Here is a 17,558-nt window from a genome sequence, read left to right on the forward strand (position 1 = left end):
GCCGATAAAAGGTAGGAGTTAATGGCAAAAAGCCTCGATTTCAGCACGAAGTCGGGGTTTTTTGCTGTTAATCCCTAAATTTTGCTAGCTAACTCACCCGAACGGCGCCTGAAAATTGCCGTTAGCTCAGGTACGAGTCGGTGCTTCTAAGCCGGCTCCCCCTGGCGTTTTGCTCTCCTTATGTTGCCTAAACTTCTGCTCCCCGCGAGCCTGCTCCTGGCGCTGGCCACTACCCCCACCGTAGCGCAGCAGGCTCAGGTGCCTGCCTCCATCACCGATAATAAGGCCCGCAACCTCTACGAAAAAGCCCAGAGCCTGTACTACCGCGAGCGCCAGCCGCAGCAGGCGCTGCTAGTGTGGCAGCAGCTTACCGATAAGTACCCCGACCTGGGCGAGCCCTACCTGCGCAAGGCCTCGCTCCAGCTGACCATGGGCGACCACGCCGCCGCGTTTGCCGCCTACAAAAAGGGCCTGAGCTTGCTACCCTTGGATGCTACCCGCGCTGGCGATTACTTCTTGCTGGGCAAGCTGGCTGCCGAAGTGGGCGACTACCCCACCATTCGCTTGGCCTATACCAACTACCTGGCCGCTACCCCCACCAATAAGACGCAGGTAGAGTTTGCCCAATTGCAACTCAAAAACTGCGACTACGCGGCCGAAGCGATGGCGCACCCCACCGGACCCACGCCCGAGCGCCTAGGCGCGCCGCTCAACCAGTTTCGCGACCAGTATTTTCCGGTGCTCACGGCCGATAACCGGTTTCTCATCTTCACGGTGCGGCGCAACCCCGAGAAGCGCGGCCAGGAAAACGAGGATGTGCTCATCAGCGCCGTAGAAGCCGATGGCAAGTTTGGGGTGCCGCAGTCTATTTCGCAGGTCATTAATTCGCGCGAGAACGAGGGCGCAGCCACCATTTCGGGCGATGGCAAAACGCTCGTCTTCACGAGCTGTGGCCGCGCCGGGGGGGTAGGCGACTGCGACCTCTACATCTCGCACCGGCGCGGCAACCAGTGGACGGCCCCGCGTAACTTGGGCGTACTCGTCAACTCCAAAAACTGGGACTCGCAGCCCTCGCTCTCGGCCGATGGGCGCACGCTGTACTTCGCCTCCAACCGCAGCGGCGGGCTGGGCGGCTTCGATATCTACGTGAGCAGCATCGGTGCCGACGATGCCTGGGGCCAAGCCCGCAATTTGGGCGCGCCCGTCAACACCACCCGCGATGATTTGGCGCCCTTCATTCACGCCAGCGGCACCACGCTTTACTACGCCACCAATGGCTTGGTGGGCTTGGGCGGCTACGATATTTTCCGCTCTGAGCAGGACGCCAAAAGCCAGTGGAGCGCTCCGCGTAACCTCGGCTACCCCCTCAATACGTTCGCTAACGAAGCCTCGCTTTTCATCACCTCCGATAACAAGCGTGCCTACTGCACCCGCACCGAGCCGCCCCAGCCCGGCGATGCGCCGGGCCTACCCCCCGCCATTTTGCTCTACGGCAGCGAGGTGCCCGCCGCGGCCCGCGCCCGCGAAACCAGCACCTATGCCCAGGGCCGGGTGTTCGACGCCGTCACCAAAAAGCCAATCAATGCCATGGTGCAGCTCTTCGATTTGAACACGAACGACCTCACCCAGCAAGTGTATTCCGACGCCGAAACGGGCGAGTATACCGCTGTGCTCAACGAAGGCCGCGCCTATGCCATGTACGCCGCTGCCCCCGGCTACCTGCTCAAAAGCCTGAACTTCGACTACTCGGCGCCGCATAGCTTCGACCCGCTGACGCTCGATATTTACCTCGACCCCGCCAAGAGCGGCCGTAGTGCCGTGCTGAATAACCTGTTTTTTGACTCTAATCAGGCCGTGCTCAAGCCGCGCTCGCGCACCGAGCTAAGCCGCCTCATCGAGTTTCTACGCCAAGATGCCAACCTGCGCGTGGAGGTAGCTGGCCACACCGACAACGTAGGCACCCCCGCCGCCAACCTCACGCTTTCGGAGCGCCGGGCCCAGGCCGTGCTTGCCTACCTGGCGGCCCACGGCGTGCCCGCTGCCCGCCTGCGTGCCAAAGGCTACGGCGAAACTAAGCCTCTTTTCGCTAACGACACTGAGGCCCACCGGGCGCAAAACCGGCGTATCGAATTACGTATCCTGTAACGCTAAGCCTCTAAAATCACCCGCTCCAAAAGCCCGTTTTGCTATTCGCAGAACGGGCTTTTTTGCGTGATTCTACGCTCTAATCGCGTCCAATATTCGCTTGGGTAACGCTTTTATCCTTGTTTAATGCAACTGAGCTTTAGTAGCTGCCATGGTAAAAAGCAAATGCGACTGGCCCAGACAGGGGCTAAATTCTTAAAGTAATGCTTTAAGAAAGCGAAAATTTAGTAGGATTCTTCAAATAAAATAAAGAGCCCGCCTAAGTGCGGAGTTTTTTTTGACCTTAAGTGAAGCTTTTGATATTTTGAATAATTAGTTAATAATGAGAATTAATTGAAATTAAAGTAAAATCCTGTAATTAAAAAAGTACCACATTCACTAGGTTTTGTGCAAGTATGAAAAATTGCCGTACGTTTGAACCAGTTCCAGCAGTCGCTACCGGCTTACTCACTATATCAATTCATCCACCATGTTTTTTCCTTCACCCCAAAACCCATTTACCCATGAACAACCTATTTGCTGCCGCCTGCCTCACCCTTAGCCTCACGAGTGCTACCCCCGCTGCCAAAGGCCCTCGTGACAACTACCCCAAGTCGCTCCAGGTCCGGGCTACCACGCTCACCCAGGCGCTGGCCCACCACATCCGCATCAACGAAGGCCAGTACGTGCGGATAAAGCAGCTGCACCTGCGCTACCTCAACGAGCGCTTCGACATGGAGAAGTCGCTGGCTAGTGCTCCAGTTGCCGAGCGTGATGCCCAAATGGCCAACGCGCAGCTACGCTACGAGCAGGACCTCAACAACTTGCTTTACCCCGAGCAGCGCATAGCCTACCAGCAGCTGCGGGCGTCGTTCACGGCGCACCGCCTGTAGTTAATCTTTAATCTCCTGGAGTAGTCGGCCTTCGCAAGCCGGCCGGCTGCTCCAGGGTTGTAGGTTGCCCCATGAAAAAATTTGAATACCGACTGCTCGATGTCAACAGCGGCTTCTTTAGCGGCGTCAATTACCAGGAGTTGACTCAGCACCTCAACTTGCTCGGCAGCCAAGGCTGGGAAGTAGTATCGGTTGTTGATACCGATTTCACTCAGCACCAGGTGCGCGGCTTGCTCATCACCCTTAAGCGCGAATTGCCGGGGTAGGGCAGGGGCAAAAAAAGACGCCGACTCTGGGGAGAGCCGACGTCTTATTAATTTAGCAGGGGGTAGGGCTAGGCCCGCTCGTTGATGCCCACGTAATCACGTTCGCCTTCTCCCACATATATCTGGCGGGGGCGGCCGATGGGCTCCTTGTTTTCGCGCATTTCTTTCCACTGGGCAATCCAGCCGGGTAGGCGGCCGAGAGCAAACATGACGGTGAACATCTCCGTGGGAATGCCCAGGGCCTTGTAAATAATACCCGAGTAGAAGTCTACGTTCGGGTACAGCTTGCGCTCGATGAAGTACTGGTCGGTAAGAGCGGCTTGCTCCAGTTCCTGCGCTATTTTTAGCAGCGGGCTATTTTGCATGCCCAAGGCTTGCAGTACCTCGTCGGCGGCCTTCTTAATGATTTTGGCGCGCGGGTCGAAGTTCTTGTACACCCGGTGGCCGAAGCCCATCAAGCGAAACGAGTCGTTTTTATCCTTTGCCTTGGCAATGAACTTGCTGGTGTCGCCACCGTCGCGCTCAATGGCTTCTAGCATCTCAATCACTTCCTGGTTGGCGCCGCCGTGCAGCGGGCCCCATAGCGCGTTGATGCCCGCCGAAACCGAGCCATACAGGCTAGCATTGGCCGAGCCCACGAGGCGCACGGTGCTAGTCGAGCAGTTCTGCTCGTGGTCGGCGTGCAGGATGAGAAGCTTATTCAACGCTGTCACTATCACCGGATTGACTTCATACTTCTCAGTTGGGAAGCTGAACATCATATACAAGAAATTGGAAGCGTAGTCGAGGTCGTTGCGAGGATAATTGAGCGGGTGGCCGACCGAGTTTTTGTAGGTCCAGGCGGCAATAGTCGACATCTTGGCCATCAGGCGCACGATGTTGAGGTCGGTTTCCTCTTTGGTCTGGTTGGGGTTGATGCTCTCAGGATAGAAGCCGGTGAGCGCACACGTGAGGCTGCTCAGGATGGCCATCGGGTGCGTGCTGCTCGGGAAGCCATCAAAAATCTTGCGCATGTCCTCGTGCACCAGCGTATGCTTGGTGATGTGGCCCGCAAATTCCTTAAGCTCCGACTCCGATGGCAAGTGCCCGTAAATCAGCAAGTAAGAGACCTCCAGAAAGCTTGATTTCTCGGCTAGCTGCTCGATGGGGTAGCCCCGGTAGCGCAAAATGCCTTCCTCACCATCCAGAAACGTGATGGCTGATTTGGTAGCGCCCGTGTTTTTATAGCCAGAGTCGAGGGTAACATAGCCAGTCTGGTCGCGCAGCTTGCCGATGTCAAAGGCCTTTTCGTGCTCGGTTCCTTCGAAAACCGGCAACGTAATAGACTTGCCGTCGAGGATGAGTTCAGCAGTTTCTGCCATTGGGTAGGATGGGGGTGGGTTATGAAGTCACGAATCTAATGCGGGCGCAAGCTACGGCCCAGGCTGCCAGCCGGGCAACTTCCGGCCCGCGTCAGCGCCCATTCAGTACAAACCAAACCGCTACTTGGTTTCGGTAAATGCTTTAAAATGATGCCCTGAGCCAGCACGGTAACGTTTGCGACGATTACTGCGCCTCACAGCAAAAGAACTGCTGCGTAGCACTATTTGCCAATACAGAACTGGGTAAATATGCTCGTGAGTAAGTCGTCAGATGAAATTTCACCAGTTATTTCGCCCAGGGAGTTTAGCGCATGGCGTAGGTCGGCAGCTAGCAGCTCGGTGCCGCGGCCCACGTCGAGGCCTTGGCGTACGGCTGCCAAGTACTCAGCCGCCGTTTCGAGGGCGCGCGCGTGGCGCACATTGGTGACGATGGTGGCCGTGCCAGTACCCGCCAGGCCCGCGCCTCGCACCTGGGCTAGCAGTGACTCTTGCAGCGCATCTAGCCCCAAGCGCTGCGAAGCCGCAATAAAGTTAAGCTTTATGCTGATTTCACTTAGTTCTTCAAAAGCAGCGAGTTGTGCGGCTGTGCTTAGGTCCATTTTGTTGCCTACTGCCAGTACGGGCAGGGTAGGGAGCGAAGACGTAAGCTCGGCAATGTCGGCTTGCACTTCAGCCGGCGTGAGCTCGGTAAGGTCGAACAGGTAGAGGAGCAGCGCCGCTTGGCCAATGCGCTGGCGGGTGCGCTGCACGCCGATTGCTTCGACCTCGTCGGCGGGATTATCGCGCAGGCCAGCAGTGTCTACAAAGCGGAAGCGCAGGCCATCGAGGCTCACCTCATCCTCAATAAAATCGCGGGTGGTGCCCGGAATGGCCGACACAATGGCGCGCTCCTCACGGAGCAGCGCGTTGAGCAAGGTCGATTTGCCCGCATTAGGCCGGCCAGCAATCACGGTCGTGATGCCGTTTTTAATCACGTTGCCGAGCTCAAACGAGCGCAGCAACCCTAGCACTACCCCCTGCACTTCGGCCAAGAGCCGCGCCAGACCGGTGCGGTCGGCAAACTCCACGTCTTCTTCGCCAAAGTCTAGCTCCAACTCCAAGAGCGCCGCAAACTTCACCAGCTGCGCCCGCAAGCCGCGTAACTCATCTGAGAAGCCGCCGCGCAATTGGTTGAGCGCTACTTGGTGGCTCAGGGCCGAATCGGCGGCGATGAGGTCGGCCACGGCTTCGGCCTGGGCCAGGTCGAGCGCCCCGTTCAGGAAGGCGCGCTTGGTAAACTCGCCCGCTTCGGCTAGGCGGGCGCCCTGGCGCAGCAAGGCGCCTAGTAGCTGCTGCACCACAAAATCGGAGCCGTGGCCGGAAATCTCAACTACGTCTTCGCGGGTATAAGAGCGCGGTGCGCGGTAAAGTGCCACTACCACCTCGTCGAGCAGCGCGTCGTTGCTGGGGTCGCGCAGGGTGCCGTAGTGCAGGGTGTGGCCGGGCTGGGCCGCCAGGTTTTTCTTCGAGAACAGCGCCTGGGTAATGCCTACCGCCTCGGGGCCCGATAGGCGCACCACGGCCAGTGCGCCTACACCGGGCGGCGTGGAAAGAGCCACAATTGTATCAGACCACGGATTAACGGGGATTTTAGCGGATTTCACGGATGATGTGGACGGCGCGGGTTGGCGCGGCGCGCGGGGGCTTTGTTTATGGAAGGGGCTTAACCACGTTGTAATTACCAAACTACACTGACTGGGGACCGCCCTAAGTGCGAGCGATGAGAACAGGCTCAACGAGGATAATGTATGAAGCTGAACAAGAAAAAAAATGCTGGCTCACGAGGATGATGCGGCAAGAAGCGCCGCCTACAAAATCCGCTAAAATCCCCGCTAATCCGTGGTCTAGGTAGTGAATAAATTGCGGCCTACTTCGGCGGAGATTAGCACTATTCGCTCGTCGTTTATATTCAATTCCAATGAATTATCAAAGCTTATCTTATCTAATACTTTAATCTGCGAGCCGAGTGGCATCCCTACCTTGTCGAGGTATTGCAGGAAGGGGGCCGACGTGTCGCGCACGGCCGCCAGGGTGCCGCATTCGCCCACCGTTAGGTCGGCCAGTAGGCGGTGGGTAGGGCGGCGCATGGCGCCGTCTTCGGCCGGGATAGGGTCGCCGTGCGGGTCGAGGGTAGGGAAATTCAGGAACTCGTCGAGCCGCCGCATCAGCAGCGGCGACTGCACGTGCTCAAGCTCCTCGGCTACTTCGTGCACCTCGTCCCAGCTAAAGCCCAGCTGCTGCACCAAAAACACCTCCCACAGCCGATGCTTGCGAATGGTAAGCAGCGCCAGCCGCTGGCCCTCGTCGGTGAGGCGCACGCCGCGGTACTTCTCGTAGCGTAGCAGTTCCTTCTCGGCCAAGCGGCGCAGCATGTCGGTTACTGAGGCGGCGCGGGTAGCCAGCGCCGCCGCAATGCGGTTGGTGCTCACATCCTGGCCAGGCTCGGCCTCCGCCAGCTTGTAAATGGTTTTAAGGTAATTTTCCTCGGTGTGGCTGGGCATGTAGTCAATTAATAATGCGCAATGGCAGGGAGCAAGTGAATGGGATAGCCCCCTTCTTTGCTCCTTGCTCATTGTTCATTGCTCATCACAAATTACCACTTAATGAGGGCTGAGGCCCAGGTGAAACCCGAGCCAAACGCGGCCAGGCACACTAGGTCGCCGCGCTTGATGCGGCCCGCCTGCATAGCTTCGCTCAGGGCAATAGGAATGCTGGCGGCCGTGGTGTTGCCGTAGCGCTGGATGTTGCTGAAAACTTTGTCGTCGGGCAGGCCCATTTTCTGCTGCACGTACTGCGTAATGCGCAAGTTGGCTTGGTGCGGAATAAGCAAGTCGATGTCGGCCGGCTGGTAGTTGTTCTGGTCCAGGGCCTCCTTAATTACCTGTGGGAAACGTACCACGGCGTGTTTGAACACGTTTTGGCCGTTCATGTAGGGAAACATATCCGCTTCGTTGGCAATGGCGTAGTTCACGCGGTTTTCGCGGTTCGAGCCGGGTTCCTTCACAATCAGCTCCTCGGCAAATTCGCCCTGGGCGTGCAGGTGCGTACTGAGAATACCGTGGCCTTCCTGCGAGGAGGGGCGTAGCACCACCGCACCCGCGCCATCGCCGAAGATGACCGATACGGCCCTACCCCGCGTGCTTTTGTCGAGCCCCGAAGAGTGAATCTCGGAGCCCACTACGAGCACCGTGTCGTACATGCCGGTGCGTACAAACTGGTCGGCTACCGACAGCCCGTAGATAAAGCCCGAGCACTGGTTGCGCACGTCCAGGGCCGGCACGTTGCCAGTCATGCCCAGCTCACGCTGCATCAGCACGCCCGAGCCCGGGAAGAAGTAATCGGGCGAGAGCGTGGCAAATACAATGAGCTGCACATCCTCGACGGTGAGGCCGGCGTTGGCCAGCGCGCGCCGAGCGGCCTCGGCGCCCATGCCGGCGGTGGTGTCCTTGCCTTCCTCAAACCAGCGCCGCTCCTGGATGCCGGTGCGCTCCTGAATCCAGGCGTCGGTAGTCTCCATCATCTGTTCGAGGTCGGCGTTTTTGACCACGCGGTCAGGCACGTAGTGGCCCACACCGGCAATTTCGGCGTGGCGCAAAGTGGTAGGAGAAGCCATGGAAAAGGGAAGGGGAAAGGTGGGTGGGAAGGGTGGGGGTAGGCCAGTGGGCCAGTCGGCAGTAAGCTTGTAAATAAGAAAGATTTATCCGAAAAAATTCGGCTCCCCACAAGCCAGCGCTCAGTCCAGCTACGCGGAAGGGGGCGCAAAGGTCGGGCTAGGAAAGAAGCTTTCCAGCAAATGCCGTAATTTTTTGCCTTCGGGGTGCCACAGCACAGCCGTAGTAGGCGGGCCGGTTGGGTAAAAAGCGGTTGTTTGCACGGCCGCCGCTACTTGCGCGGCCGCGGCCACCGGCTGCGCAAAATCAACCACTAGCCCTGCCTGGTGCGCCTGCACCAGCCCGACCCACAGCGGATTGGGCGGCACCAATACCGGCAGGCCGTGGGCCAAGTATTCAAACAGCTTGGTGGGTCGGCAGCGCTCGGTGCTGGGGTGCGGGCGGTAGGGCAGCAGCCCCAAGTGGCTGTGTTCCATCGCGGCCACCACTTGGGCGTGGGGCACCAACTCAGCCCCGCCCACCAGCGTCAACCAGCTGGCCTCGGCGGCCGCCAAGCGCTGCAAATCGGCCAGTAGGGCCGGCTGCTGGCAAAAGCCGATAATGGTGAGCCCTACCCCCCCTGGCCAGGCCAAGCGCAGCTGCCGGGCCAGGGCAATGGCTTCGCGCACGCCGTTGAGTTCCGAAATAGTGCCCGAGTACAGCAGCCGCAGTGGCTCGGTAGGCAACGGCCGCGCGGCGCGCGGCAGTACTTCGCCCGGCTGGGGCTGGTATTTATTTTCCAGAATAAGTACTTGTTCGCTCGGCAAGTTGTCTAAAAATGGCAGCTCGGCCGCGTAGCTCGCCTCGGCCAGCACTACGGCCGTGGCGTGGCGGGCGGCGAGCGATTCTACCCAGCGCAAGCCGCCCGCCAGCAACGCGCGTAGCCCAGCCGGGTACACGCCCTGGCTGCGGATATTCAGCCCGTAGTTCTCCTGCACGTCGTAGATAAATTGCCGGCCGCGCCCCAGCCGCTGCCACAGCAGCGTGAGGGGTAGCAGCTCGGGCGCGTGTACCACCACCAAGGCGGGCCGCAGCTGGTGCAGCAGGCGCCAGTAGCGCCCCTGGGCGGCCAGCCGCCCCAGGCTCAGCCGCGTGCCCTCGAAGAGGACGTAGGGGGTAGGGCTAGCGTCTGAGGCCGAGGCGTTGGCAGGCGCGGCCGTGCTGGCCCGCCCGGCCACGGCCACCTGCGCCCCGGCGGCCACCAGGGTGCGGGCAAACTTGCCAAACATCCGGGTGTCATCAACGGGCTTAAGGACGGAGGCAAGCAGGAACTGGGGCAAGTCTTAAAAGTGGTTGGGTGCTAGCCGTAGCGGCGCAAGTTTGCGCCCTGACCTCTGACTAAGCACTGCAGTAGATGCTATAAATAGGGGGCGGCGCCTGAAGCACAAAGATGCGCTTGGCTGCCTTTCCGGCGATTGAAGAGAAAAATTTAAACGTGTTTAATGTCAGATTAACAAGCATTTATCGTAGAAGTGCGCTAACTTGCTCAACCAGTACGGGCACGCTCAAGCCGCCCATTACCAGCACCACTACCCAGCCGGCGGCCAGCATCCAGCGCGGGTGGCGGTAGCTGCCCATGAGGCGCTGGCTAGTAGCAGCGATGAGCACAATACTCAGCGCGATGGGCAAAATCAGCCCGTTGATGGCCCCGGCAAAAACCAACAGCTGCGCGGGCTTACCCAACACCACGAACACGCTCGTTGACAAGATAATAAACCCCGAAATGCACCAGCGCTCATAGCGCTCAAATACCGGGTGGAAGGTCTTGAAAAATGACACCGACGTGTAGGCCGCGCCCACCACCGACGAAATGGCCGCGCTCCACAAAATGACGCCGAACACCCGAAAGCCGATTTCGCCCGCGGCGGCCCGAAACACGCCCGCCGCCGGGTTGTCGGCATCGAGCACCACGCCGTGGCGCAGCACGCCCACGATGGCCAGAAACAGCACAAACCGCATGATTGTAGAGATGACGATGCCGCTGATGGCGCTGCGCGTCACCACGGCCTGCTGCTCTGGCCCCTTAATGCCGGCGTCGAGCAAGCGGTGCGCCCCCGAAAACGTGATGTAGCCGCCCACTGTGCCCCCCACAATGGTAACGATGGCCGCCGCGCTGATTTTGGTGGGTAGCAGGGTGTGGTGCAAGGCCTCGGCTAGCGGCGGGTGGGCGCTGATAGCAATGCCCAGCGTGAGCAAAATTTTGACCGTGCCGAGGATTTTGGTGAAGCCATCGAGCATCTGCCCGATTTCACGCACCCAAAACAGCGTGAGTGCTACCACGCAGCTCACCATGGCGCCGTGCTCGAACGAGAGGCCCGTGAGCACGTTCAGCCCCAGCCCGCAGCCAGCAATGTTGCCAATGTTGAAGGCAAAGCCACCCAGAATAACCATGCCCGCCAGAAAGTAGCCCAGCCCCGGCAGCAGCCGGTTGGCCAGGTCCTGGGCCCGCAGCTCACTCACCGTGAGAATGCGCCAGGTGTTGAGCTGCGCGCCTACATCGAGCACTACCGACAGTAGAATGACAAACCCAAAGCTGGTGAGCAGCTGCTGAGTGAAAACCGTAGTTTGGGTGAGGAAACCCGGCCCGATAGACGAGTTGGCCATCAGAAACGCCGCGCCTAGGCTGGCGCCGCCTACCCACCGCAGCGGCCGCGGCCTCATTTGGCGGCGGCCGGCCGGCCCGCTTGCAGCTGCACGCCCGCTTGGCGCAGGGCTTGGTTGAGGCGCTGCGCGAATTCCAGGGCGTGGGCGCCATCGCCGTGCAGGCACACCGTATCGGCCCGGATGGCGACTTCGTGGCCCTGCTGCGTGCGCACCCAGCCGCCCTGCACCATGCGCAGCACCTGGGCCAAGGCCGCGTCGGCGCTCGTGATGAGGGCGTCGGGCTGGCGGCGGGGGCTAAGGGTGCCGTTGGCCTGGTAGGTGCGGTCGGCAAACACTTCGTGGGCCGTGCGCAGGCCGATTTTCTCGCCGGCCTTGGTTAGCTCCGAGCCGGCCAGGCCGTAGAGCGTCAGCTCGGGCTGCACCTTATACACAGCTTCGGCAATGGCTTGGGCCAGCGCGGGCTGGGTAGCGGCCATATTGTAGAGGGCGCCGTGCGGCTTGAGGTGATGCAGGTGCCCCCCCTCGGCCCGCACCACGGCGGCTAGCGCGCCGAGTTGGTACACCGTCATGTCAAAAGCTTCTTCGGCCGAAATAGCCATATCGCGCCGGCCGAAGCCTACTAGGTCGGGTAGGCCAGGGTGCGCCCCAATGGCCACGTTGTGGCGCAAAGCCAGGCGCACGGTCTGCTTCATCACGGCCGGGTCGCCGCCGTGGAAACCGCAGGCGATGTTGGCTGAGGTAATAAAAGGCATCAGGGCCGCGTCGTTGCCCAGCGTCCAAGCGCCGAAGCTTTCGCCCATGTCGCAGTTTAAATCAACGGAAGGGGTAGGCGTACTCATGCAGTGAATAGTTTGACGGCAAGGGCCCGGCGCAGGGCGTGCAGGCGTTGTTCTTGCGCAAGGTACAGCGCCTGGGCTTCGGCCAGGGTTACTTCCTGAAAGCGCAACCGCTGCCCCGGCCGGGCCTGCGCCAGCGCGGCGAAGTCGGCCGTGATTACCTGAGCCAGGCGGGGGTAGCCGCCCGTGGTTTGGCAGTCGGCCAGCAGCACAATGGCCTGCCCCCCCGCCGGCACCTGCACCGTGCCAAACGTGACGGCGCTCGACAGCAGCTCAGTAGCAACAGTGCGAGCCAGCGCCGGCCCTTGCAGCCGGTAGCCCATGCGGTCGGCTGCCGCCGTCACCCCAAACGGCTCGTGCCAAAATGCCCACTGGCTCGCGGCCGAAAACTGCCCATACTCCGGCCCCCGCAGCGCCCGGATGCTAGGCGCTGGGTGGGGAGTAGGGCGCAGCGCCGGGCCGGGCGTCCAGGTGCTGGCGGCCCAGTGGCTGGCGGCCGCCGCGGCGCGCAGCTGCCGCGCCAGCTGCTGGCCAGCCGGGGTAGGGCCAGGCGCAGGCAACTGGTCGCCCGCGCGCAGCGCCCGGCCATCTAGCCCGCCCAGCGCCGCCCGCAGGTAGGTAGCGCGGCTGCCAAGCACCAGCGGCACGGCTAGGCCGCCCGACACGGCCAGGTAGGCCCGGCAGCCCGCCCGCGCGCCGCCAAATACCAGCTCGGCGCCCGCCCGCACCCACACCGGCCGGTGCAGCGGCAGCGCCTGCCCGCCTATGGTCGGCGTCAAGTCGGCGCCAGTTAGGGCAACGAGGTGGTCCGTCTCGAAGCGGAGGGTAGGGCCACGCAGCGTGATTTCGAGGCCGGCGGCGGTTTCGGGGTTGCCCACTAGCAGGTTGGCCACGCGCAGGGCCAGCGCATCGAGGGCACCCCCCACCACAATGCCGGCTTGCTGGTAGCCCGGCCGGCCCAGGTCTTGCACGGTGGTTAGCAGGCCGGGGCGAAGCACACTAATACTCATAGCGGCGGGCGACCTGAATACGTGGCAAATTCGGCCGCGCTGATGGGCACAAACCGCAGGTGCTGCCCAGCCTGCAGCAGGGTAGGCGCGGCCGCTTCAGGGTTGAATAGCCGCAGTGGTGTGCGCCCAATCAGCTGCCAGCCGCCGGGCGTAGGCAGCGAATAAATACCCGTTTGCGGCCCCGCGATGCCCACTGCGCCGGCCGGCACCACCGGGCGCGGCTCCGCACGCCGGGGCGTGGCCAGCTGCTCGTCGAGCCCGCCCAGGTACGGAAAGCCGGGCGCGAAGCCAATCATGTGCACCAGGTACTCGGGCGCGGCGTGCCGGGCAATTACCTCGGCTGGCGCCAGCCCGGTGTGCTGCGCCACCACAGCCAAATCGGGCCCAAACTCGCCGCCGTAGCATACGGGAATCTCGACTACCTCGGCCGGTGCCGGGGGGGTAGGGGCCAGCGCTGCGGGTAGCAACTGGCGCAGCAGCTCGGCCACGCGCTCGTAGGGGGGGGAGTGCCCGGCTTGGCTCACCAGCCACGGGTCGTAGTACACGGCTAGCGTCGTAAACGCCGGCACGCATTCGCGCAGCCCCGCAAACGGGTGCCGCGCTAGATAAGCGCTCACCGCCTGAATGGCCCCGTGCGTAGCCAAGCTAATGCCTTCCCCAAAGTGCAGCAGCACGGCCGCGTCGCCCAGCGGGAGCAGCTGCACAGTGGCAGAAATGGCGGCTTCGGGTGGCCCGGTAGTAGCGCTTGGTGCTGGCATAGGGGGTAGGGCAGAAACGTAGGCGGGGGCACAAAGATGGCGGCGGCCGGCGAGCTGGCCCCAGTGGGCGGGGGTAGCAGCGGCGAGAGTAACGGGCTAGGCACTAGTTTTGCCGCCATTCTACCAAGTAAAAGTTCTCTTTACCCATGACTACTGAAGACCACCACAGCCCCGTTCTCGACCGCTACGCGGCGCAGGAGGCCATCGAAGCCGCCTGGGCCGACCGCACGCTGCTCGACCAGCTCGAAACCCAAACCGCCATTGAGCACGTCATCGAGGACCTCGACAAGGGCAAGCTGCGCGTAGCCGAGCCGCCCGCGGAGGAAGGCGGCGAGTGGACCATCAACGAGTGGGTGAAGAAGGCCGTTATCCTGTACTTCCCTATTCGCAAGATGGAAACCCAGGAAGTTGGTCCCTTCGAGTACCACGACAAGATGGCCCTCAAAACCGACTACGCCGGCCAGAAAGTGCGCGTGGTGCCGCCCGCCGTGGCCCGCTACGGCGCCTACCTGGCCCCCGGCGTCATCCTGATGCCGAGCTACACCAACATCGGCGCCTACGTGGGCGAGGGTACGATGGTGGACACCTGGGCCACCGTGGGCAGCTGCGCCCAAGTGGGCAAGGGTGTGCACCTGAGCGGGGGGGTAGGCCTCGGCGGCGTGCTCGAGCCCGTGCAAGCCGCGCCGGTTATCATCGAAGATGGTGCCTTCATCGGTTCGCGCAGCATCTTAGTTGAAGGCTGTCGCATTGGCAAAGAGGCCGTCATCGGCGCGGGCGTTACCATCACGGGCAGCACCAAAATCATCGACGTGACGGGCCCAGAGCCTAAGGAATACAAAGGCTACGTGCCGCCCCGCTCGGTCGTCATTCCCGGCTCCATCACCAAGCACTTCCCCGCCGGCGACTACCAGGTGCCCTGCGCGCTCATCATCGGCCAGCGCAAGCCCAGCACCGACTTAAAGACGAGCCTAAACGACGCCCTCCGCGACTTTGGCGTTAGCGTATAAGCGAAATATAAAAAGAACGTCAGGCTAAGCTTGCCGAAGCAGGACGTTCTTTTTACTATTGAATAAGAGTCATTTCCAACAAAAAAAGCCCGCTAACCAGCGGGCTTTTTTTGTTGGAAATGACTTGGCAATTACACCAACTCCGACTTCAGCTTCTCGCCAAACAGGGCTTTTACTTTGTCCACTTTGGGCTTGGCCACAAACTGGCAGTAAGGCTCGTGGCCGTGCTGGTTGTAGTAATTCTGGTGGTAATTCTCGGCGGGATAAAACTCGGGCGCGGCCGTAATCTCCGTCACCACGGGGTTCGGGAAGGCGTGGCCGTCGTTGAGCTTCTTCTTATACTCTTCGGCAAGCTGCTTCTGCTCGTCGTTGTGGTAGTAAATAACCGAGCGGTACTGCGTACCAGTGTCGGCGCCCTGGCGGTTGAGGGTCGTCGGGTCGTGGGTTTTCCAGAAGATTTCCAGCAGCTCTTTGTAGCTGATAACGGCCGGGTCGAAGGTGATGTCAATCACCTCGGCGTGGCCCGTCATGCCGCTGCACACTTCTTTGTAGGTGGGGTTTTTGTTGCGGCCGCCGGCGTAGCCGGATACCACTTTCTCTACCCCCTTCAAATTTTGGAATACGGCCTCGACGCACCAAAAGCAGCCGGCCCCAAACAATGCATGTTCCATAAATCGCAGATGATACTGATTTCGCTGCTTCCTTGCCAGCGTGTAGTTATAACGCAAATTGGGGCAATACCGTTCGGCGCAGCGCAGCCGCGTGCAGGCACTAGGGGGTGGGCGGCGCGGGGCACGGCCGCGCCGCCGCTGCGCTACTTCTGAAACCGCTTGGCTACTACCAGCTCCTTCGAGCCGGGCGTGTACTGGTAGAAGCCTTCGCCCGATTTTACGCCCAGGCGGCCGGCCATTACCATGTTTACCAGGAGTGGGCAGGGCGCGTACTTGGGGTTGCCCAGGCCGTCGTGCAGCACCCGTAGGATGGCCAGGCACACGTCGAGCCCGATAAAATCGGCTAGTTGCAGCGGGCCCATCGGGTGGGCCATGCCCAGTTTCATCACCGTGTCAATTTCCTCCACGCCCGCTACCCCCTCAAACAGGCTGATGATGGCCTCGTTAATCATAGGCATCAGGATGCGGTTGGCCACGAAGCCAGGGTAGTCGTTGACCTCGGTGGGCGTTTTGCCGAGCTGCCGCGACAGCTCCATCACGCGTTGCGTCACGTCGTCGGAAGTGGCGTAGCCCCGAATCACCTCCACCAGCTTCATTACCGGCACAGGATTCATGAAGTGCATACCAATCACCTGGGTGGGGCGCTGGGTAACGGCCGCAATCTTGGTAATCGAAATCGACGACGTGTTGCTGGCCAAAATGGCGCCGGCCGGCGCGTGCTGGTCGAGCTCGCGGAAAATCTGGAGCTTAAGGTCCACGTTCTCGGTGGCCGCTTCTACCACCAGTTCGGCATCGGCTACGCCTTCGGCCAGGCTTGTGAAGGTGCGCAGGCGGCCCAAGGTGGCCGCTTTGTCGGTTTCGGGCAAGGTGCCTTTGGCTACTTGGCGGTCAAGGTTTTTGGTGATAGTAGCCAGGCCGCGGTCAAGGGCCGGCTGGTTGATATCAATGAGGGCAACGGCAAAACCGTGCTGGGCAAAAACGTGGGCAATACCATTGCCCATCGTGCCCGAACCAATTACGGCAACGTGCATGGGTGGGAAAAAAGAAAAATTTGCGAACGCAAAAGGCGCCGCTACCTGTGCTACAAAGCTACTTAGCCAGCCCGGCCCGGCTCAATTATTTGGAAATTATGAGCTCAGCTTCATCTTTTTTTACACTGCCGCGTACAACTCCGCAGAAGCCACTTGATGGCTCGCTCAACCTTCTCACCTAACACGTCTCTTTTCACTCATGGGTAATCTGTTGTATCTCATCGCCGTTGTTCTCATCCTCATTTGGGCCCTCGGCTTCTTTGGTATCCTGGGTACCGGCATCCAAGGCAACGGCTTGATTCACATTCTGTTGGTGATTGCCATTATCGCCATTCTCTTGCGCGTTATCAGCGGCCGCCGCCCCGTATAAAGCTGCGCTAGCTTGTATATAAAAAGCCCCGACTACCACTGGTAGTCGGGGCTTTTGCGTGCGCAGCAAAGACCAAGGTTAGTGGCCGATGTTGAACAAAAAGTTGAACCGGATGACGGGGTTCGGATAAATACTATTGTAATTATCCTGAAAATTATACAGCAGCACAATGTCGGCAGCGGCGCGGTTGCTAATCTGCGAGCGGTAGCCCACACCGAGCAGCGGTGTTTGCACCTGCCGCGATACCGTGCCTACATACTGGTTGTATTGGTCAACGGCCAAAAACTGAGCGCGGGTCGATTCGTATTCAGCGTGGATAAAGAACTGGTCTATCACCCGCAGCTGGGCAAAAAGCTTCACCCCGAAGCTGCTAGTGCTCACGCTCGAATTGGTGCTGTTTGAGCCGCTGCCATTGTCTACGCCGTAGTAATTGTAGGCGTAGCTAATGCCCGGCCCCACCGACAGCCGGTCGTTGATGCGGTAGCCCAACGCCGGCGAAATGCTGAAGTTGAAGTTGCTGTAGCCATAATACGAGCTGTAGCCCAGCCCAATACCCGAATACACAAACAGCTTGGTATACATATCGGCGTGCTGCTGCGCGGCCTTGCGCTCCTGCTCGCGGCCAGGTAGCTCCAGGCCCGACGGGCTATAGGGCGAAGGCTGCGGCAGCGCGGCGGGGGTAGGAGCCGTGGCTGGGGCCGGCGTATAGCCGGGGTCGGTGGTAGCGGGCTGCTGCGGCGTCGGCTCGGTATACACGGGGGCCGGCGTAGGCTGCACCGGGGGGGTAGGGCGGGTGCCGGGCGGGGCCGTGTTTAGCACCGGTTTGTCTTGGGCCCAGCTACGGCCAGGGGCCAGGAGCGCCACCGCCCCGAAGAGCAGCGGAAAAAGCAGACGTTTCATGAAGGGAAATTAGCGGAGAGGCAAAAAGAAAAAATGAA

General features: G+C 60.7%; 17 protein-coding genes. 5 read left to right on the forward strand and 12 right to left on the reverse strand.

Annotation, left to right across the window (positions count from 1 at the left end):
- Positions 1–180 precede the first annotated feature (180 nt).
- From GO988_RS13045 to GO988_RS13055, 3 genes are all read left to right on the forward strand, one after another.
- Positions 181–2,145: an OmpA family protein gene (locus tag GO988_RS13045; protein WP_157566113.1), complete on the forward strand. Its 1,965-nt coding sequence runs from the start codon at positions 181–183 to the stop codon at positions 2,143–2,145.
- Between the two features lie 503 nt (positions 2,146–2,648).
- The gene (locus tag GO988_RS13050) at positions 2,649–3,017 is read left to right on the forward strand and encodes a hypothetical protein (protein WP_157566115.1); all 369 of its coding nucleotides are present in this window, start codon (positions 2,649–2,651) and stop codon (positions 3,015–3,017) included.
- A gap of 71 nt (positions 3,018–3,088) precedes the next feature.
- Complete coding sequence (locus GO988_RS13055; protein ID WP_157566117.1) at positions 3,089–3,283, forward strand: DUF4177 domain-containing protein; 195 nt, start codon at positions 3,089–3,091, stop codon at positions 3,281–3,283.
- A 68-nt stretch (positions 3,284–3,351) separates the two neighbouring features.
- Here the strand turns inward: GO988_RS13055 and GO988_RS13060 are convergent, their stop codons facing one another.
- The 9 genes from GO988_RS13060 to pxpB form a co-directional block, all read right to left on the reverse strand.
- A complete protein-coding gene (locus tag GO988_RS13060; RefSeq protein ID WP_157566119.1) occupies positions 3,352–4,644 on the reverse strand; it encodes a citrate synthase in 1,293 nt (430 codons plus the stop codon).
- 221 nt (positions 4,645–4,865) lie between these two features.
- On the reverse strand, positions 4,866–6,287 hold the full coding sequence (gene mnmE / locus GO988_RS13065; protein WP_317164862.1) for a tRNA uridine-5-carboxymethylaminomethyl(34) synthesis GTPase MnmE: 1,422 nt from the start codon (positions 6,285–6,287) through the stop codon (positions 4,866–4,868).
- A gap of 240 nt (positions 6,288–6,527) precedes the next feature.
- A complete protein-coding gene (locus GO988_RS13070; RefSeq protein WP_157566123.1) occupies positions 6,528–7,184 on the reverse strand; it encodes a metal-dependent transcriptional regulator in 657 nt (218 codons plus the stop codon).
- Between the two features lie 92 nt (positions 7,185–7,276).
- Positions 7,277–8,296, reverse strand: coding sequence for a 3-oxoacyl-ACP synthase III family protein (locus GO988_RS13075; protein ID WP_157566125.1), 1,020 nt, complete (start codon positions 8,294–8,296; stop codon positions 7,277–7,279).
- A gap of 129 nt (positions 8,297–8,425) precedes the next feature.
- A complete protein-coding gene (locus GO988_RS13080; RefSeq protein ID WP_157566127.1) occupies positions 8,426–9,613 on the reverse strand; it encodes a glycosyltransferase in 1,188 nt (395 codons plus the stop codon).
- Between the two features lie 181 nt (positions 9,614–9,794).
- Positions 9,795–10,994: an NRAMP family divalent metal transporter gene (locus GO988_RS13085; protein WP_157566129.1), complete on the reverse strand. Its 1,200-nt coding sequence runs from the start codon at positions 10,992–10,994 to the stop codon at positions 9,795–9,797.
- Entirely contained in the window at positions 10,991–11,776 is a 786-nt protein-coding gene (locus GO988_RS13090; protein WP_157566131.1) for a LamB/YcsF family protein, read from the reverse strand. The genes GO988_RS13085 and GO988_RS13090 overlap by 4 nt, the downstream gene beginning before the upstream one ends.
- The gene (locus tag GO988_RS13095) at positions 11,773–12,783 is read right to left on the reverse strand and encodes a 5-oxoprolinase subunit C family protein (protein ID WP_157566133.1); all 1,011 of its coding nucleotides are present in this window, start codon (positions 12,781–12,783) and stop codon (positions 11,773–11,775) included. The genes GO988_RS13090 and GO988_RS13095 overlap by 4 nt, the downstream gene beginning before the upstream one ends.
- Entirely contained in the window at positions 12,780–13,541 is a 762-nt protein-coding gene (pxpB, locus tag GO988_RS13100; RefSeq protein WP_157566135.1) for a 5-oxoprolinase subunit PxpB, read from the reverse strand. The genes GO988_RS13095 and pxpB overlap by 4 nt, the downstream gene beginning before the upstream one ends.
- A gap of 146 nt (positions 13,542–13,687) precedes the next feature.
- Between pxpB and GO988_RS13105 the strand changes: the two genes are divergently transcribed.
- Positions 13,688–14,548: a 2,3,4,5-tetrahydropyridine-2,6-dicarboxylate N-succinyltransferase gene (locus GO988_RS13105; protein ID WP_157566137.1), complete on the forward strand. Its 861-nt coding sequence runs from the start codon at positions 13,688–13,690 to the stop codon at positions 14,546–14,548.
- 131 nt (positions 14,549–14,679) lie between these two features.
- Here GO988_RS13105 and msrA read toward each other — a convergent pair whose 3' ends face one another.
- Positions 14,680–15,219 (reverse strand): peptide-methionine (S)-S-oxide reductase MsrA, encoded by a 540-nt coding sequence (msrA, locus tag GO988_RS13110; protein WP_157566139.1) that lies wholly within the window; start codon positions 15,217–15,219, stop codon positions 14,680–14,682.
- A gap of 143 nt (positions 15,220–15,362) precedes the next feature.
- Positions 15,363–16,250, reverse strand: coding sequence for a 3-hydroxyacyl-CoA dehydrogenase family protein (locus tag GO988_RS13115; protein ID WP_157566141.1), 888 nt, complete (start codon positions 16,248–16,250; stop codon positions 15,363–15,365).
- Positions 16,251–16,449: 199 nt separating this feature from the next.
- Here GO988_RS13115 and GO988_RS13120 point away from each other — a divergent pair, with 199 nt between their 5' ends.
- Positions 16,450–16,620, forward strand: coding sequence for a lmo0937 family membrane protein (locus GO988_RS13120; protein WP_157566143.1), 171 nt, complete (start codon positions 16,450–16,452; stop codon positions 16,618–16,620).
- A gap of 78 nt (positions 16,621–16,698) precedes the next feature.
- Here the strand turns inward: GO988_RS13120 and GO988_RS13125 are convergent, their stop codons facing one another.
- Positions 16,699–17,520, reverse strand: coding sequence for a hypothetical protein (locus GO988_RS13125; RefSeq protein WP_157566145.1), 822 nt, complete (start codon positions 17,518–17,520; stop codon positions 16,699–16,701).
- Between the last annotated feature and the right edge of the window lie 38 nt (positions 17,521–17,558).

The organism is Hymenobacter ginkgonis, from assembly GCF_009755225.1.
Lineage (GTDB): Bacteria > Bacteroidota > Bacteroidia > Cytophagales > Hymenobacteraceae > Hymenobacter > Hymenobacter ginkgonis.

Coding starts and splice junctions, on each gene's coding strand:
- GO988_RS13120 (WP_157566143.1), top strand. CDS start 16,450: ATGGGTAATCTGTTGTATCTCATCGCCGTTGTTCTCATCCTCATTTGG.
- pxpB (WP_157566135.1), bottom strand. CDS start 13,541: ATGCCAGCACCAAGCGCTACTACCGGGCCACCCGAAGCCGCCATTTCT.
- GO988_RS13105 (WP_157566137.1), top strand. CDS start 13,688: ATGACTACTGAAGACCACCACAGCCCCGTTCTCGACCGCTACGCGGCG.
- GO988_RS13070 (WP_157566123.1), bottom strand. CDS start 7,184: ATGCCCAGCCACACCGAGGAAAATTACCTTAAAACCATTTACAAGCTG.
- GO988_RS13090 (WP_157566131.1), bottom strand. CDS start 11,776: ATGAGTACGCCTACCCCTTCCGTTGATTTAAACTGCGACATGGGCGAA.
- msrA (WP_157566139.1), bottom strand. CDS start 15,219: ATGGAACATGCATTGTTTGGGGCCGGCTGCTTTTGGTGCGTCGAGGCC.
- GO988_RS13045 (WP_157566113.1), top strand. CDS start 181: ATGTTGCCTAAACTTCTGCTCCCCGCGAGCCTGCTCCTGGCGCTGGCC.
- GO988_RS13115 (WP_157566141.1), bottom strand. CDS start 16,250: ATGCACGTTGCCGTAATTGGTTCGGGCACGATGGGCAATGGTATTGCC.
- GO988_RS13060 (WP_157566119.1), bottom strand. CDS start 4,644: ATGGCAGAAACTGCTGAACTCATCCTCGACGGCAAGTCTATTACGTTG.
- GO988_RS13095 (WP_157566133.1), bottom strand. CDS start 12,783: ATGAGTATTAGTGTGCTTCGCCCCGGCCTGCTAACCACCGTGCAAGAC.
- GO988_RS13050 (WP_157566115.1), top strand. CDS start 2,649: ATGAACAACCTATTTGCTGCCGCCTGCCTCACCCTTAGCCTCACGAGT.
- GO988_RS13085 (WP_157566129.1), bottom strand. CDS start 10,994: ATGAGGCCGCGGCCGCTGCGGTGGGTAGGCGGCGCCAGCCTAGGCGCG.
- GO988_RS13075 (WP_157566125.1), bottom strand. CDS start 8,296: ATGGCTTCTCCTACCACTTTGCGCCACGCCGAAATTGCCGGTGTGGGC.
- GO988_RS13125 (WP_157566145.1), bottom strand. CDS start 17,520: ATGAAACGTCTGCTTTTTCCGCTGCTCTTCGGGGCGGTGGCGCTCCTG.
- GO988_RS13055 (WP_157566117.1), top strand. CDS start 3,089: ATGAAAAAATTTGAATACCGACTGCTCGATGTCAACAGCGGCTTCTTT.